Raw genomic sequence first — 14781 nt, 5'->3', positions numbered from 1 at the left:
ACCCGATCATTGCGTCAGGCTCCCGGGGGAGCCTGACCTGTTCACTGTCACTGCTGCGCGATCCACTGGGCTGCGCCAGCCAGTGCGGCATCCAGCGCCGCCACATCGGTGCCACCACCCTGCGCCATGTCCGGACGCCCGCCACCCTTGCCAGCCACCGCCTGCGCGGTGCTGCGGATCAGGTCGCCCGCCTTGACCCGGGCGGTCAGGTCCTTGGTGACGCCGGCGACCAGCACTACCTTGCCGTCCAGCTCGCCACCGAGCAGCACCACCGCCGAGCCCAGCTTGTTCTTCAATTGGTCGATCAGCGCCAGCAACGCCTTGCCATCCAGGCCGTCCAGGCGCTTGACCAGCACATTCATGCCGCCCAGTTGCTGCGCCTCGCCAGCCAGATCGTTACCCGCCGCACTGGCGGCCTTGGCCTTGAGCTGCTGAATGTCCTTCTCCAATTGCTGCGCACGCTCAAGCGCCGCCGACAGCCTGGACAGCAGGTTGTCACGGTTGCCCTTGACCAGTTGCGCCGCCTGGCGCAGTTGCTCTTCGGTCTCGGCAACCCAGTCCAATGCCACCTGGCCGGTGATGGCTTCGATCCGCCGCACGCCCGAAGCGATACCACCTTCGCTGACGATCTTGAACAGACCGATATCGCCGGTGCGGCTGACGTGGGTGCCACCACACAGCTCCACCGAGAAGCCACCGCCCATGGTCAGTACACGCACCTGATCACCATACTTCTCGCCGAACAGCGCCATGGCACCCTTGGCCTTGGCGGTCTCGATATCGGTAACCTCGATCTCCACCGCCGAATTGTGGCGGATCTGCTCGTTGACCATGCGTTCCAGCTCACGCAGCTGCTGCGCGGTGATCGCCTCGAAATGACTGAAGTCGAAGCGCAGGCGCTGGCTGTCGACCAGCGAGCCCTTCTGCTGCACATGCTCGCCCAGTACCTGGCGCAGCGCCGCATGCAACAGGTGGGTCGCCGAGTGGTTGCCCTTGGTGGCATCACGGATGCTGTCATCGACCACCGCCTTGATGCTGGTGCCGACGGCCAGACTGCCGCTGGTCACCACCCCGTGATGCAGATGCGCACCACCGGCCTTGGTGGTATCGCGCACATCGAAGCGCACCCCGGCGCCACTCAGGTAGCCGGTGTCACCCACCTGACCGCCGGACTCGGCATAGAAGGGAGTGCGGTCCAGCACCACCACGCCCGACTCGCCCTCGCCCAGGGTCTCCACCTGCTGGCCGTCACGGTACAGCGCGACGATCTGCGCCGAGCCGGCGGTCGCGGTGTAGCCCTCGAACTGGGTGTCACCGTCGATCTTGACCAGCTGGTTGTAATCGAGGCCGAACTGGCTGGCGGCACGGGCACGCTCACGCTGCCCCTCCATGGCCGCATCGAAGCCGGCCTCATCGATACTCAGCCCCCGTTCCCGGGCGATATCGCCGGTCAGGTCCATCGGGAAGCCGTAGGTATCGTACAGCTTGAACACGATATCACCGGGGATCTCGCTGCCCTCGAGACCGGCCAGGTCCTGTTCGAGAATCCGCAGGCCCTGCTCCAGGGTCTTGGCGAACTGCTCTTCTTCGGCCTTCAGTACCCGCTCGATATGCGCCTGCTGGGCCTTCAGCTCGGGGAAGGCTTCGCCCATCTCGGCAGCCAGGGCCGGCACTATCTTGTGGAAGAAGGTTCCGCTGGCGCCCAGCTTGTTGCCGTGCCGGCAGGCGCGGCGGATGATGCGCCGCAGCACGTAGCCCCGCCCTTCGTTGGACGGCAGCACGCCATCGGCGATCAGGAAGCTGCAGGAGCGGATGTGATCGGCCACCACCTTCAACGACGCGGCATCGTTCTGCTCGCAGCCGATGGCCTCGGCGGCAGCCTGCAACAGGTTCTGGAACAGGTCGATCTGGTAGTTGGAGTTGACGTGCTGCAGTACCGCACTGATGCGCTCCAGGCCCATGCCGGTGTCCACGCTCGGTGCCGGCAGCGGGTGCAGCACGCCATCGGCGGTGCGATTGAACTGCATGAACACGTTGTTCCAGATCTCGATATAGCGGTCGCCGTCCTCTTCCGGGCTGCCCGGCGGGCCACCCCAGATGTGCTCGCCATGGTCGAAGAAGATCTCGGTGCAAGGGCCACAGGGGCCGGTATCGCCCATCGCCCAGAAGTTGTCCGAGGCATAGGGCGCGCCCTTGTTGTCACCGATGCGCACCATGCGCTCGGCAGGCACGCCGATCTCCTGGGTCCAGATATCGTAGGCCTCGTCATCGCTGGCATATACGGTGACCCAGAGCTTCTCGGCGGGCAGCTTGAGCCACTGCTCCGAGGTCAGGAATTCCCAGGCATAGTGGATGGCGTCGCGCTTGAAGTAATCACCGAAGCTGAAGTTACCCAGCATCTCGAAAAAGGTATGGTGACGGGCTGTATAGCCGACGTTCTCCAGGTCATTGTGCTTGCCACCGGCACGCACGCATTTCTGGCTGCTGGTCGCACGGGTGTAGGCTCGCTTTTCCAGCCCCAGGAAGCAGTCCTTGAACTGGTTCATCCCGGCGTTGGTGAACAGCAACGTCGGGTCGTCTGCCGGCACCAGCGAACTGGAGGCGACTCGGGTATGGCCCTTCTCTTCGAAGAAACGAAGGAAGGCTTCACGGATCTCAGCGCTTTTCATAGGTCCCTTACCACGGATCAGGTCGGCCAGGCTCACGCCGGGCAAAGTCCAACATTATATAGGCATAGCAACACAGCATGCATTACCTGCTCTGCGCGATTCTGTCTATCAACGCAATAGAAGCGTTTTGCCAGCAACGACAGACTGACGGTCAGTCGGCAGCGGCATAGGGGTCGGCAGCACCGGGACTGCCAACCAGGGCCACGGCCCGCACCGGGGTACCGGCACGCAACCGCAGCAGCTCGGCGGTCTGCGCGGCCACCACCAGGGTGCCCGCGGCAATGCGCCCGGGCGCGGCGGTGATGCGGCAGTTCGCCCGCCCCCGGTTGTGAATCAGGTAGGTCTGCGCATCATCCCCCGGCGTACCGACGGCCAGCACCAGTTGCTGGCTTTCGCGGATACTGCGGATCTGGCTGGGCGGCGCCTCGATGGTGATGCCGCCGTCGAATATGTCGATATAGCCCTGGTCGTGCAGTCCTTCCTCGAGCAGCATCGCCAGCGCCGGCTCCGAGTCCGGGTGCACCCGGCCCATGGCCGCGCGCGCCTCGTCGCTGAGAAAGCAGGCATACAGCGGGAACTTGGGCATCATCTCGGCGATGAAGGCCTTGCTGCCGGTACCGGTGAGGTAATCCGCACGGGCAAAATCCATGCGGAAGAAGTGGTGCCCAAGGCTGTCCCAGAACGGCGAGCGGCCTTGGCGATCCGACAGGCCACGCATCTCAGCGATGACCCGCGGCGCGAAATCGCCGGCGAATTCAGCCATATGGATAAAGCGCGCCTTGGACAGCAGGCGACCGTTGAGACTATGCCGGTGCGGCAGACTGAGGTACAGCGAGCACAACGCCGTGGCCCCGGTCAGATCGTTGGTCAGAAACAGCGTGGGTTGCTGGCGATACACGTTCAGCTCGCGGCTGGCAGTGACCGTCAGGCCCTTGCGATAGCTGTACCAGGGCTCGCGCAGGCCGGCAGCGGCGAGCATGCCACTGGTACCTATCACCTGCCCCTGCTGATCCTCGAGCACGAACAGGTAGTCGGCATCGGCAGCCGGCAGCTCGCCGGCAAAGCTCGCCATCACCGTCTGCAGGCGCCGGCCCAGGCGCTCTTCGCTGGCCGGCAGGCTGGTCAGCCCCGAGCCTGCTTCCAGCGCCAGCTGGAGCAGCGCCGGCAGATCGTCGATGCATGCCGCACGTACCAGCATCTCAGTCTCCTTCAATCAATCTGAGGGTATCGCCCTCGGCTACCTTCAACAACTCGGCCAACTGCGCATCCAGCACCAGCGGCTCGCCGGGCGTCCAGGCCAACGAGCACAGGCAGGCGCGAAAATCCCGCACCCGCTCGTTGGCCACCAGCCAGGTGCCGGTGGGAGCCGGCGGCTGACCGATGACGACCCTGGCCACGTCGCTGCAGCGCACCGAGGTCAACTCGGCGGTCTTGGTCTGCACCACCGGGCCCCCATCGAGGATATCGATGTAATTGTCGCTCTCGAAGCCTTCCTGCATGAGGATGTCGTAGACCATCTGCGAAGCCGGCCGCACCTGCCCGATGACCTCCTGGGCAGCATCGGGCAGCATCGGCACATACAGCGGATAACCGGGCAGCAACTCGGCCAGCACACTACGCCCCAGGCTGCTGCCCAGACGCTCGGCCTCGGTGTAGTCGACATCGAAGAAGTGCCGGCACACGCCGTCCCAGAACGGCGAGTTGCCATCCTCGTCGCTGATCCCGGAGATTTCCACGGCGATCGACTCGGCGAACCGCTGCGGCTGCGAGGCGATGAACAGCAAGCGTCCGCAGGCATTGAGCTTGAGCGCCTGGTAACTGCGCCAGGTCGGGTCCAGATAGAAGCCTGTAAGCAGGCTGTGGCCAGTCAGGTCGTGACACAGCGACAGCACGTGGATGCGGTTGTGCAGCCCCAGCTCACGTGAGGCATGCACGAACATCTCGTTGCGAAAGGTATAGAACGGCTGGCTGAAGCCCGCCGCGGAGATGATGCTGCTGCACCCCACCAGGCGACCGCTGGCGACCTCCTCCAGCACGAAGAAGTAGCGCTCCTCACCGGTGAAGGCCACCCCCTCGTCCATCGCCGCCTCGGTGCCCTCGATGATCACCGACAGACGTTCGCGATCGGCCGGCAGGGAGGTGATCCCCACCGGGCTGGCGATGGCAAGACGTTCTATTTCAGGCAGATCGGCCGGGGTACACAGACGCTGGATGAGCATGGCGGTTCTCCGGTTACTCGGCGAGTTTCTGCAACGCGGAGCGCAGCCGCCCCAGGCCTTCGCGGATATCCGCCTCGGGGATGATCAGGCTCGGCGCCAGGCGCACCACATCGGCCCCGGCCTGCAGCACCAGCAGCCCTTGCTGCTGCGCCAGTTGCATCACCTTTCCAGCCTGCCCGTGCCAGGGTTCGGCCAGCACGGCGCCGATCAGCAGCCCCTGGCCGCGAATGGCGGAAAACACCCCCAGCTCATCGGCCAGGGTGCGCAGGCCGTCGCTCAGCAGCGCATGGCGCTCGGCCACGCCGTCGAGCACCTGCGGTGTATTGATGATATCCAGTACCCGCTCGGCCACTGCGCAGCCCAGCGGGTTGCCGCCGTAGGTACTGCCGTGACTGCCGACGCTCAATGCCGGGGCGACCCGGTCGGTGGTCAGCATCGCCGCAATCGGGAACCCGCCACCGATGCCCTTGGCGCTGGTCAGGATGTCCGGGGTCACACCGCTGTGCATGTAGGCGAACAGCTTGCCGGTACGGCCCATACCGCTCTGCACCTCGTCGAAGATCAGCAGCGCATCGTGCCGGTCGCACAGCTCACGCACCGCCCGCAGATACTCAGCCGAGGCCGGGATCACCCCACCCTCGCCCTGCAGCGGTTCCAGCACCACGGCGCAGGTGCGCTCGGAGATCTGCGCCTCCAGGGCGGCTATGTCATTGTAGGGCACATGGCTGATACCGCCGATGGCCGGACCGAAGCCTTGGGAATACTTGGGCTGGCCACCGACGCTGACGGTGAACAGGGTGCGGCCGTGGAAGCTGTTGCTGCAGGCGATGATCTCGTGCTTATCCGGACCGGCATTGTCGTGCGCCCAGCGCCGGGCCAGCTTGAATGCCGATTCGTTGGCCTCGGCACCGGAGTTGACGAACAGCACCCGGTCGGCAAAGGTCGCCGCCACCAACTTGTCGGCCAGGCGTAGCGCCGGCTCGTTGGTCATGATGTTCGACACGTGCCAGAGCTTGTGCGCCTGCTCGGTCAGCGCCTCGACCAGCTCGGGGTGGGCATGGCCCAGCGCGTTGACTGCAATGCCGCCGGCCAGATCGATATATTCACGGCCCTGCTGATCCCACAGGCGCGAGCCCTTGCCACGCACCGGGATCATGTCCACCGGGGCGTAATTGGGCACCATTAACCGGTCGAAATCGGCACGGCTGACCTGCATTGACTGCGACATTTCCTCAACTCTCCTGTATTCGCCCAAGGCGGATAGTGACTATGGCATGCCTGGGCATGCCGGTGTTACATGCTGACCCGACCGTCCTGCGCCTGCTGGGCACGGTACTGGTTGCGGTCCTCACGGGGGGTGACGCCGAAACAATTTCGGTAGGCACTGGAAAAATGCGGGCCCGATGAAAAGCCGCAGGACAGGCCAATCTGGATGATCGATTTGCTGGTCTGCTGCAGCATCTGCCGCGCCCGGTTCAGGCGCAGCTCAAGGTAATATTGCGATGGCACGCTGTTCAGGTACTGCTTGAAGATGCGCTCCAACTGCCGCCGTGACACGCACACGTGGCGGGCGATCTCGTCGGTGGTCAGCGGCTCTTCTATATTCGACTCCATCAGGATCACCGCCTGGGTCAACTTCGGATGCGTGCTGCCCAGACGGTTGCGCAGCGGCACCCGCTGCTGCTCGCTGCCGTCACGAATGCGCTCGACATTCAGATCCTCGGCCACCAACGCCGCCAGATCAGCACCATGGTGCTCGCCGACCATGGTCAGGAACAGATCGGTGATGGCGCAACCGCTGCTGCTCAGGCGGCCCTGGTCCTGCTCGAACAGCCGGGTGCCGGCCTGCACCGCGGGGAAGCGCTCGCGGAATTCCTCCAGCATGCGCCAGTGCACCGCACAGCGGTGTCCATCCAGCAGCCCGGCCATGGCCAGCGGGAACACGCCCTCCTCCAGACCGCCAAGCAGCACCCCATCACGCGCCAGCGAGCGCAGCTGCAATGCCAGTGCCGGGCTCAGCGACACCGGCAGCTGCGCCACGTCCGCCACCAGCCATAGGTGCGACAGCGCAGACACAGGACCGGTCCAGCGCCGTGCCGGCAGCTGCCAGCCCTCCGATGACAGGATAGGCGCATCATCCAGGGTGAAGCAGTCCATCTGGTAATGGGTGGTCTCGGCCATGCGATTGGCCGAACGCAACACCGACAGTGCCGGCATCAGGATCGCCGGATGACACCCGGGCCATATCAGAAACGCCATGCGACGCACTTCAGCTGTCATCCAAACGCCCCGCCCGTGGCAGTAGACACGCCCATGTTCCGGCCTGACCCCATAAGTCAATTCGATGACGCATTGTGCCACATGCCGTAGCGCCTGACACCGGCGAACAGCCACGGCAGATGGAAAAAAGGGGAGACCGGCGAACGCCGTCTCCCCTTTTTCCGCCGCAGCAGTGTCAGCGGCTGGCGGTCGCCATTTTTTTCTCCGCCAGACGGACCATTTCGTCGTAGATCACCTGTGGATTGGCCTGCTTGACCTCCCAGGCCTCACGACCCTTGTCATGGGGCAGGATCAGGAAGTGGCCGGCCTGGCTTTCCCGATAGATGGTGTCGGCGATATCCGCCGCCGAGATCGGCGAGCCTTCGAGCAACTTGGCGATATCTTCCTTCGAGGCATTGTCCGGGCCGCGGTAGGAGTTGAGCAGGTTGGTCTGGAAGAACGATGGGCAGACCACATGCACCTGCACCCCCTTGGGTTGCAGTTCGCACAGCAGGCTTTCCGACAGGGCCAGCACCCCGGCCTTGGCCACGTTGTAGTTGCTCATGCCCGGGGCCTGCATCAGTGCCGCCATCGAGGCGATGTTGATGATCCGGCCCTGCTGCGCCAGCAGCAGCGGCATGAAGGCCTTGCAGCCCTTGACCACGCCCATGAGGTTGATGCTGATCTGCCAGTCCCAGTCCTCCAGCGACAGGTCCTCGAACCAGCCACCCGAGGCCACACCAGCATTGTTGATCAGCACATCGATGCCGTGCATGGTTTCCTCACAGCTCTGGGCCAAGGCGGCCAGCTGGCTGTAGTCGCGCACATCGCAGCGCCGGGTGAAACCGCTGCCACCTGCCGCTTCCACCAGGCGCAGGGTCTCTCCCAACCCCTCTTCCTGAATATCCGCCAGCGCCAGCCGCGCGCCCTCCCTCGCGTAACGCAAGGCCAGCTCGCGCCCCAGCCCGCTACCCGCCCCTGTCACCACCACCCGCAAACCTGTCTTGTGCATACCGCCTCCAGTCACCACCGCCATCAGATCGAGTCAATTCTTGTTTTTGTATCAACCACCCGCTATTACCCAGTCTAGCGGCGCGCGGAATCGGCGAGGAGCGGAAAACACCAAAATCACTGTTACGAATGGGCGCAACTCAGCATGGCCGTGGTCCTGCATGATTGCGCTGGTAGACCGCTCGCCCCATGGCCTGGATCTGCCCCTCGATCAGCGCATCGAAAGGCCGCAGCAGAGCGCTGAAATTGGTACCCGGTTCGATGATCTGCAAGGCATGCATGCCCGCCTCGATGGTCGACAGGGACTCCGCCATGGGCGCCTTGCGCAACCGGTATCGACTGCTCAGCCCGGCTGGCAGCGTCACCTGCGCCAACCCCTGCAATACCGGATTGAGATACAGCAGCTTGCGCGCCTTGCGCCAGGTGCCATCGAGCAGCACCAGGCGACGGGGCCGCTGATCCTCGCTGGCCGCCACCACCAACTGCGCGTCGGGTCCCGGGAAAAGCAGCTCGGTACGCCAGTGCGGATCAGCCAGTCGAGCACACCAGGTCTCCGGTAGTTTTTCAGCCACCAGCAACTCGGCCTGGACCAAGCCGTTCACCAACAACCGGGCGGTATTGAGAGCATGTCTCTGCTCGTCCGGATGCTGTACCACCAGTACCTGCGTACGGCTGGCGATATGCGGCAGCAGATGGCACAGACAATGCCCCGGCGGGCGCTGGCAGCGAGCGCAACGCGGGCGTATCGAAGCATGGGGCCGGTCGGAGGGTTCAGGCATGGGACGCGCCACTGGTCAGGATCGGCCCGTTAGTCTAGGGTCTGGACCGGAACCGCGCCAGGCTGATCATTTGTCGTTGCTGGTCGGCAATATCCGGCTCAGCACCTGCTTGGCGGTCTGCTTGATGATGCCCATCTGGTCCGGATCGCCCTGCAGCAGGGTCGAGGCGAAGGCCTTGGCCTGTTCCAGCTTGATGTGCGGCGGCAACGGAGGGACATCCGGGTCGGTCTTGAACTCGATCAATACCGGGCACTCGCTGGCCAGCGCCTGCTCCCAGGCACCAGCTACCGCGTCTTCGCTATCGACGAAGATCCCCTTGAGACCGATCAACTCGGCAAACTTGTGGTAAGGCACGTTGGGAATGTTCTGCGAAGCCTCGAACTTCGGATCGCCCTCCATCACCCGCTGCTCCCAGGTCACCTGGTTGAGGTCCTCATTGTTGAATACCGCGCAGATCCACCGCGGGTTCTCCCACTCCCGCCAGTACTTGGCGACCGTGATCAGCTCCGCCATGTTGTTCATCTGCATGGCGCCGTCACCCACCAGAGCGATGACCGGGCGCTGCGGATGGCAGAACTTCGCCGCTATCGCATAGGGCACGGCCGCGCCCATGGACGCCAGCCCGCCGGACAGCGAACACATCATGTCACGACGGATCTTCAGGTCACGTGCATACCAGTTGGCACAGGAGCCGGAGTCGCAGGTAATGATGCAGCGATCGGGCAGACGCGGCGAGAGCTCGAAAGCGACGCGCTGGGGGTTGATCGGGTTGGCCGATACCATGGCCCGGTCTTCCAGCGTCCTGTCCCAGTCGGCACGCCAGCTTTCTATCTCCTGGCGCCAGCTGCGGTCGGTCTTTTCCTTCAGCAATGGCAATAACTGGTGCAGCGTTTGCGCCGCGTCGCCCTGCAGGTTGACCTCCATCGGATAGCGCAAGCCGAGCATGTCGGCCTTGATATCGATCTGCACGCCGCGGGCCTGGCCTTCCTCGGGCAGGAATTCGGAATAGGGAAAGCCCGAGCCGATCATCAGCAACGTGTCGCATTCGTTCATCAGCTTGTAGCTGGGCTCGGTGCCGAGCAGGCCTATGCTGCCAGTCACCCAGGGCAGGTCATCGGGTAGCGCGGCCTTGCCGAGCAGCGCCTTGGCCGCCCCAGCACCCAGCTTCTCCGCCACCTGGATCACCTCGTCAGTGGCACCGAGCGCCCCGGCGCCGACCAGAATGGCCACCTTGCTGCCGGCATTGAGCACTTCCGCCGCCAGTTCCAGATCCTCCTGATGGGGAATCACCCTGGGCCGGCTGTACCCCATCCCGGAATGGACAGTGCCATGGGCACGGGGCGGCTCCTGGTACTCTTCCTCCTGCAGATCGTTGGGCAGCACTATCACCGCTACCCGCCGCTCACCATAGGCGGTACGGATCGCCCGGTCGATCAGATGGCGCACCTGCGCCGGCGCGCTGGCCTGCTGCACGAAGGAACCGGCGACATCCTTGAACATCGACGCCAGATCCAGCTCCTGCTGATAGTGACCACCCATGGCGGTGCGCGCCTGCTGGCCGGTGATCGCCAGCAATGGCATGTGATCCAGGCGTGCATCGTACAGCCCGGTCAACAGGTGCGAGGCACCCGGGCCGGAGGTGGCAATGCACACCCCCAGACCACCGCTGAACTTGGATTCAGCTGAAGCCATGAAGGCAGCCATCTCCTCGTGCCGGGCCTGGATGAAGCGAATCTTGCCATTGGCGGCATTGAGCGCACCGAAGACCCCGTTTATGCCATCACCCGGGTAACCATAGATACGCCGTATACCCCACTCGTAGAGACGCTCGACAATGTACTCGCTCACAGTGATGGCCATGGAAAACCTCGCTTGCCCGGACGGTTGCTGGTCAAACTTGTGACCGGAGCAGGTTGCAGAGGTTTAGACTTTTATCGGCATGGCGCCGGTTGGGGAGAATGAGGAAAGCGAGGAAGGGGAAATAAAAAAAGCGGTTACCCGAGGGCAACCGCTGAAGGCCTTGCGAGCCATGCACGTTAAAAATCGATAGATAAAAGCTCAGGTGTTTCTATTGCGTGTCTTCTGCGCGTCCTTGTAGATGAACACGCCCACCCCAGCCAGGAAAACGACCATCAGACCGACTGTCAGCAGTCCGGCAATTACAGCGTCATCAATAAACATGAGGGCACCTCCGCATCCGTGTATGGTTGCAGAATACCCACTGACTTCATCCGGGTAATTGACCAGGGTCAATTAAGTAGAGATTTTCAGCGTTTTTTGGGTTTTTTCTTCTTCTGGGAACGCTTCTTGGTGGCGGGCGCGGCAGGCAGGGGAAAGGCTTTTTCGAAAGCGTCACGCACCTTGGCCAGGCGCGCTTCGTGGATATCATGCAGCCGCTCGCGTCGCGCTTCGGCAAGATCGATGACCGCGGCAGGTTCGGATGACTCGGACACGCAGATTCCCCACAGACTCAAGACTTGCGCAAGTGTAGGGCCTATTGCCGTTTCATTGCCAGCCGTCTCACGCCCTGATGTCCACCAGCAGCCCCTTGCGTGGCAGCTCTGGAGCGCCAGCCTGCGGGTCCGCGGCTTCCGCCGTGGATACCGCCTCGGCGTCCTCCGGTGGTGCATGCTCACCGCCGGCATGCTGGCCATGGTGCTGTGGCAGGGCTTGCTGTTCCACCGGCAGCTCCGCCAGCGGGTCGTGAGCCAACCCCTCGGCGGCCGTGGTTCTTGGTTGTCGATCCGGCTTGAACACCTCCTGCTGTGCGCCTGCCGGTGGTAAACCGGGAATGAGCATGGGAACACCCGTCGTTGATCAGTCGATGCCAGCATCATCAGCTTGGTACCGATATTATCGGCCGTCAACCACAGCTTTTTACCAACGGTTTGTGAGCACACCCGTATCGGTTACCATAGCGCCCTTTACGCACGGGCAGGAGTGGAGCATGACAGTATTTACCCCGGGACAACGCTGGGTCAGTGACAGCGAAGCGGAACTGGGATTGGGTACGGTGTTATCACAGGATGGTCGCCTGGTGGTCATGTTGTTTCCCGCCAGCGGTGAGACCCGGCACTACGCCATCCGCACCTCGCCGCTGACCCGCGTGCGTTTCAGCCCCGGCGACAGCATCACCCATCACGAAGGCTGGAGCCTGACCGTCAGTGACGTCAGCGAGCAGGACGGCCTGCTGCACTATCGCGGTCTGCGTGAAGACGGCAGCCATGACGAGTTCAGCGAAACCATGCTGGACAACTTCATCCAGTTCCGCCTGGCCAGCGACCGCCTGTTCGCCAGCCAGATCGACCCCCTGCCCTGGTTCGGCCTGCGCTACGAGAGCCTGCGCCATTACTGCCGCATCCAGCGCTCCCCCCTGCTTGGCCTGGCCGGGGTACGCACCCAGCCGATAGCCCATCAGTTGCATATCGCCCGGGATGTCGCCGACCGCATCGCGCCCCGGGTACTGCTGGCCGACGAGGTCGGCCTGGGCAAGACCATCGAGGCTGGCCTGGTCATCCACCGCCAGCTGCAGACCGGCCGGGTACGCCGCGTGCTGATCGTGGTACCGGAGAACCTGCAGCACCAGTGGCTGGTGGAAATGCTGCGCCGCTTCAACCTGCGTTTCGCCCTGTTCAACAGCGATCGTTGCCAGGGGGCCGAGCAGAACCCCTTCGAGGAAGAGCAACTGGCCCTGGTGTCGCTGGAATTCCTGCTGGAAGATGCCAAGGCCACCGAATGGTTGCAGGCCAGCGACTGGGACCTGCTGGTGGTCGACGAGGCACACCATCTGGTCTGGCATGAGGAAGCGGCCAGCCCGGAATATGCCCTGGTCGAGCAACTGGCCGGGCGCATCCCGGCGGTACTGCTGCTGACCGCCACCCCTGAACAACTGGGCCAGGCCAGCCATTTTGCCCGCCTGCGCCTGCTCGACCCGGATCGTTTCCACGACCTGCAGGCGTTTCGCGAGGAAGCCGCACGCTACCAGCCGGTGGCCGAGGCGGTGCAGCATCTGCTGGATACCCGCCAACTGGCCGCTAGCGACCGGCAGGCCATCAGCCTATGGCTGGGCGACAGCGCCACCGCCCTGCTGGACGCTCTGGACGGTGACAGCGCGGCGGCGGACGAGTCCCGCCGCAGCCTGATCCGCCAACTGCTGGACCGGCACGGTACCGGTCGGGTGCTGTACCGCAACACCCGTGCGGTGATCAGCGGCTTCCCCGAGCGCGAGTTGCACGCCTACCCGCTGCCCTGCCCGCCGATCTACCAGGACCTGGAAGGCCGCGCCGCACTGTACCCGGAAGTCGGCCTGCAGGATGAGTTCGAACCGGCGGAAACCGCCTGGTGGCAGGACGACCCACGGGTCGACTGGCTGATCGACACACTGAAGATGCTCAAGCACAGCAAGGTACTGGTGATCTGCGCGCACGCCGAAACCGCCCTGGACCTGGACGATGCTCTGCGCATCCGCAGCGGCATCCCGGCCACGGTGTTCCATGAGCGCATGAGCATCATCGAACGCGACCGCGCGGCGGCATTCTTCGCCGACGAGGAGTTCGGCGCGCAGGTGATGATCTGCTCGGAGATCGGCAGCGAAGGCCGCAACTTCCAGTTCGCCCACCACCTGGTGATGTTCGACCTGCCCGCCCATCCGGACCTGCTGGAGCAGCGTATCGGCCGTCTCGACCGTATCGGCCAGCGGCAGACCATCCAGCTGCACGTGCCCTACCTGGAAGAGACCGCCCAGCAGCAGCTGTTCGAATGGTATGACCAGGCGCTGAATGCCTTCCGCGCCACCTGCCCCACCGGCAACGCGCTGCAGCATCGCTTCGGCTCGGCACTGCTGCAGCAACTGGATCACCCGCAGAGCGATGACTGGCAACAACTGATCGAACAGGCCAGGCAAGCCCGCAGCGAACTGGAAACCGAGCTGCACAACGGCCGTGACCGCCTGCTGGAGCTGCACTCTCGCGGCCAGAGTGGGGATGCGCAGCGGATGATCGAGGCCATCTCCGGACAGGATGCCGACTTCCAGTTGCCCATCTATATGGAACGTCTGTTCGACGTATTCGGCATCGACAGCGAGGACCATTCCGACAACGCACTGGTACTGCGGCCCGGCGAACGCATGCTGGATGCGGGTTTCCCGCTGGGTGACGACGAAGGCGTGACCATCACCTACGACAGGGATACCGCGCTGTCACGCGAGGACATGCAGTTCATCACCTGGGAGCACCCGATGCTGCAGGGTGGCATGGACCTGGTGCTGTCCAGCAGCATGGGCAACAGCTCGGTCGCGCTGCTCAAGAACAAGGCGCTCAAACCCGGCACCATGCTCCTGGAATGCCTGTTCGTCAGCGAGGCGATCGCCCCGCGCAATCTGCAACTGCAACGCTACCTGCCACCGACCCCGGTACGCTGCCTGCTCGACATCAACGGCAACGACCTGGCCGCCAAGGTCGCCTTCGAAACCCTGGAAGCACAGATCGACGGCCTGCCCAAGCACCTGGCCAGCAAGATCGCCAAGAGCCAGCGCGACACCGTCGAACGCCTGCTCGACCGCGCCGAAGCCCTGGCCGACCTGCAGCATTACGAACTGGTCGAGCAGGCCTCGCAGCGCTTCACCAGTGACATGGATGAGGAGATCGAGCGACTCAGGGCATTGCAGCAGGTCAACCCGCTGGTACGCCAGAGCGAGATCGATGCGCTGCAACGCCAGCGCGCCCAGGGCATCGAGGTGTTGGGCCAGGCGAAGATCCGGTTGGATGCGCTGCGCATTCTGGTGGTGGGATAACACTTCCCTAAGGGCTGTAGCGCCCCCGCGCTACACCCTGCGCACTGGCAGGC

12 protein-coding genes are annotated in these 14781 nt (G+C 63.9%); 1 reads left to right on the top strand and 11 read right to left on the bottom strand.

Annotated features, from left to right (window positions below):
• Positions 1 to 47 precede the first annotated feature (47 nt).
• From alaS to H6X51_RS00565, 11 genes are all read right to left on the bottom strand, one after another.
• On the bottom strand, positions 48 to 2669 hold the full coding sequence (gene alaS / locus H6X51_RS00610; protein WP_185265580.1) for an alanine--tRNA ligase: 2622 nt from the start codon (positions 2667 to 2669) through the stop codon (positions 48 to 50).
• Positions 2670 to 2820: 151 nt separating this feature from the next.
• Entirely contained in the window at positions 2821 to 3867 is a 1047-nt protein-coding gene (gene astA, locus H6X51_RS00605) for an arginine N-succinyltransferase (RefSeq protein WP_185265579.1), read from the bottom strand.
• Position 3868: 1 nt separating this feature from the next.
• Positions 3869 to 4888, bottom strand: a complete 1020-nt coding sequence (locus H6X51_RS00600; protein ID WP_185265578.1) for an arginine N-succinyltransferase — start codon at positions 4886 to 4888, stop codon at positions 3869 to 3871.
• A 13-nt stretch (positions 4889 to 4901) separates the two neighbouring features.
• Positions 4902 to 6116: an aspartate aminotransferase family protein gene (locus H6X51_RS00595; protein ID WP_185265577.1), complete on the bottom strand. Its 1215-nt coding sequence runs from the start codon at positions 6114 to 6116 to the stop codon at positions 4902 to 4904.
• 65 nt (positions 6117 to 6181) lie between these two features.
• Positions 6182 to 7168 (bottom strand): GlxA family transcriptional regulator, encoded by a 987-nt coding sequence (locus tag H6X51_RS00590; RefSeq protein ID WP_185265576.1) that lies wholly within the window; start codon positions 7166 to 7168, stop codon positions 6182 to 6184.
• 175 nt (positions 7169 to 7343) lie between these two features.
• Positions 7344 to 8159 (bottom strand): SDR family oxidoreductase, encoded by an 816-nt coding sequence (locus H6X51_RS00585; protein ID WP_185265575.1) that lies wholly within the window; start codon positions 8157 to 8159, stop codon positions 7344 to 7346.
• 139 nt (positions 8160 to 8298) lie between these two features.
• Positions 8299 to 8937 (bottom strand): tRNA-uridine aminocarboxypropyltransferase, encoded by a 639-nt coding sequence (locus H6X51_RS00580; protein WP_185265574.1) that lies wholly within the window; start codon positions 8935 to 8937, stop codon positions 8299 to 8301.
• A 66-nt stretch (positions 8938 to 9003) separates the two neighbouring features.
• Positions 9004 to 10797, bottom strand: a complete 1794-nt coding sequence (locus H6X51_RS00575; protein WP_185265573.1) for a thiamine pyrophosphate-requiring protein — start codon at positions 10795 to 10797, stop codon at positions 9004 to 9006.
• Positions 10798 to 10995: 198 nt separating this feature from the next.
• Positions 10996 to 11118: a cytochrome c oxidase subunit CcoM gene (gene ccoM, locus H6X51_RS20185; protein ID WP_268898576.1), complete on the bottom strand. Its 123-nt coding sequence runs from the start codon at positions 11116 to 11118 to the stop codon at positions 10996 to 10998.
• Positions 11119 to 11204: 86 nt separating this feature from the next.
• Positions 11205 to 11390, bottom strand: a complete 186-nt coding sequence (locus H6X51_RS00570; RefSeq protein WP_185265572.1) for a hypothetical protein — start codon at positions 11388 to 11390, stop codon at positions 11205 to 11207.
• Positions 11391 to 11457: 67 nt separating this feature from the next.
• A complete protein-coding gene (locus H6X51_RS00565) occupies positions 11458 to 11736 on the bottom strand; it encodes a hypothetical protein (RefSeq protein WP_185265571.1) in 279 nt (92 codons plus the stop codon).
• Between the two features lie 148 nt (positions 11737 to 11884).
• On the opposite strand from H6X51_RS00565, the gene rapA reads away from it, so the two are divergent.
• Positions 11885 to 14728 (top strand): RNA polymerase-associated protein RapA, encoded by a 2844-nt coding sequence (gene rapA / locus H6X51_RS00560; RefSeq protein WP_185265570.1) that lies wholly within the window; start codon positions 11885 to 11887, stop codon positions 14726 to 14728.
• The last annotated feature ends 53 nt before the right edge of the window (positions 14729 to 14781 follow it).

The organism is Halopseudomonas xiamenensis (assembly GCF_014219065.1).
Classification (GTDB): domain Bacteria; phylum Pseudomonadota; class Gammaproteobacteria; order Pseudomonadales; family Pseudomonadaceae; genus Halopseudomonas; species Halopseudomonas xiamenensis.
The sequence above is the reverse complement of the archived record's forward strand: the minus strand, read 5'-3'. Positions and strand labels throughout refer to the sequence as shown.

Excerpts from the sequence above, each read along its gene's own strand:
- H6X51_RS00590 (WP_185265576.1), bottom strand. The coding sequence starts at position 7,168 with ATGACAGCTGAAGTGCGTCGCATGGCGTTTCTGATATGGCCCGGGTGT.
- H6X51_RS00600 (WP_185265578.1), bottom strand. The coding sequence starts at position 4,888 with ATGCTCATCCAGCGTCTGTGTACCCCGGCCGATCTGCCTGAAATAGAA.
- H6X51_RS00585 (WP_185265575.1), bottom strand. The coding sequence starts at position 8,159 with ATGCACAAGACAGGTTTGCGGGTGGTGGTGACAGGGGCGGGTAGCGGG.
- H6X51_RS00565 (WP_185265571.1), bottom strand. The coding sequence starts at position 11,736 with ATGCTCATTCCCGGTTTACCACCGGCAGGCGCACAGCAGGAGGTGTTC.
- astA (WP_185265579.1), bottom strand. The coding sequence starts at position 3,867 with ATGCTGGTACGTGCGGCATGCATCGACGATCTGCCGGCGCTGCTCCAG.
- rapA (WP_185265570.1), top strand. The coding sequence starts at position 11,885 with ATGACAGTATTTACCCCGGGACAACGCTGGGTCAGTGACAGCGAAGCG.
- alaS (WP_185265580.1), bottom strand. The coding sequence starts at position 2,669 with ATGAAAAGCGCTGAGATCCGTGAAGCCTTCCTTCGTTTCTTCGAAGAG.
- H6X51_RS00580 (WP_185265574.1), bottom strand. The coding sequence starts at position 8,937 with ATGCCTGAACCCTCCGACCGGCCCCATGCTTCGATACGCCCGCGTTGC.
- ccoM (WP_268898576.1), bottom strand. The coding sequence starts at position 11,118 with ATGTTTATTGATGACGCTGTAATTGCCGGACTGCTGACAGTCGGTCTG.
- H6X51_RS00575 (WP_185265573.1), bottom strand. The coding sequence starts at position 10,797 with ATGGCCATCACTGTGAGCGAGTACATTGTCGAGCGTCTCTACGAGTGG.
- H6X51_RS00595 (WP_185265577.1), bottom strand. The coding sequence starts at position 6,116 with ATGTCGCAGTCAATGCAGGTCAGCCGTGCCGATTTCGACCGGTTAATG.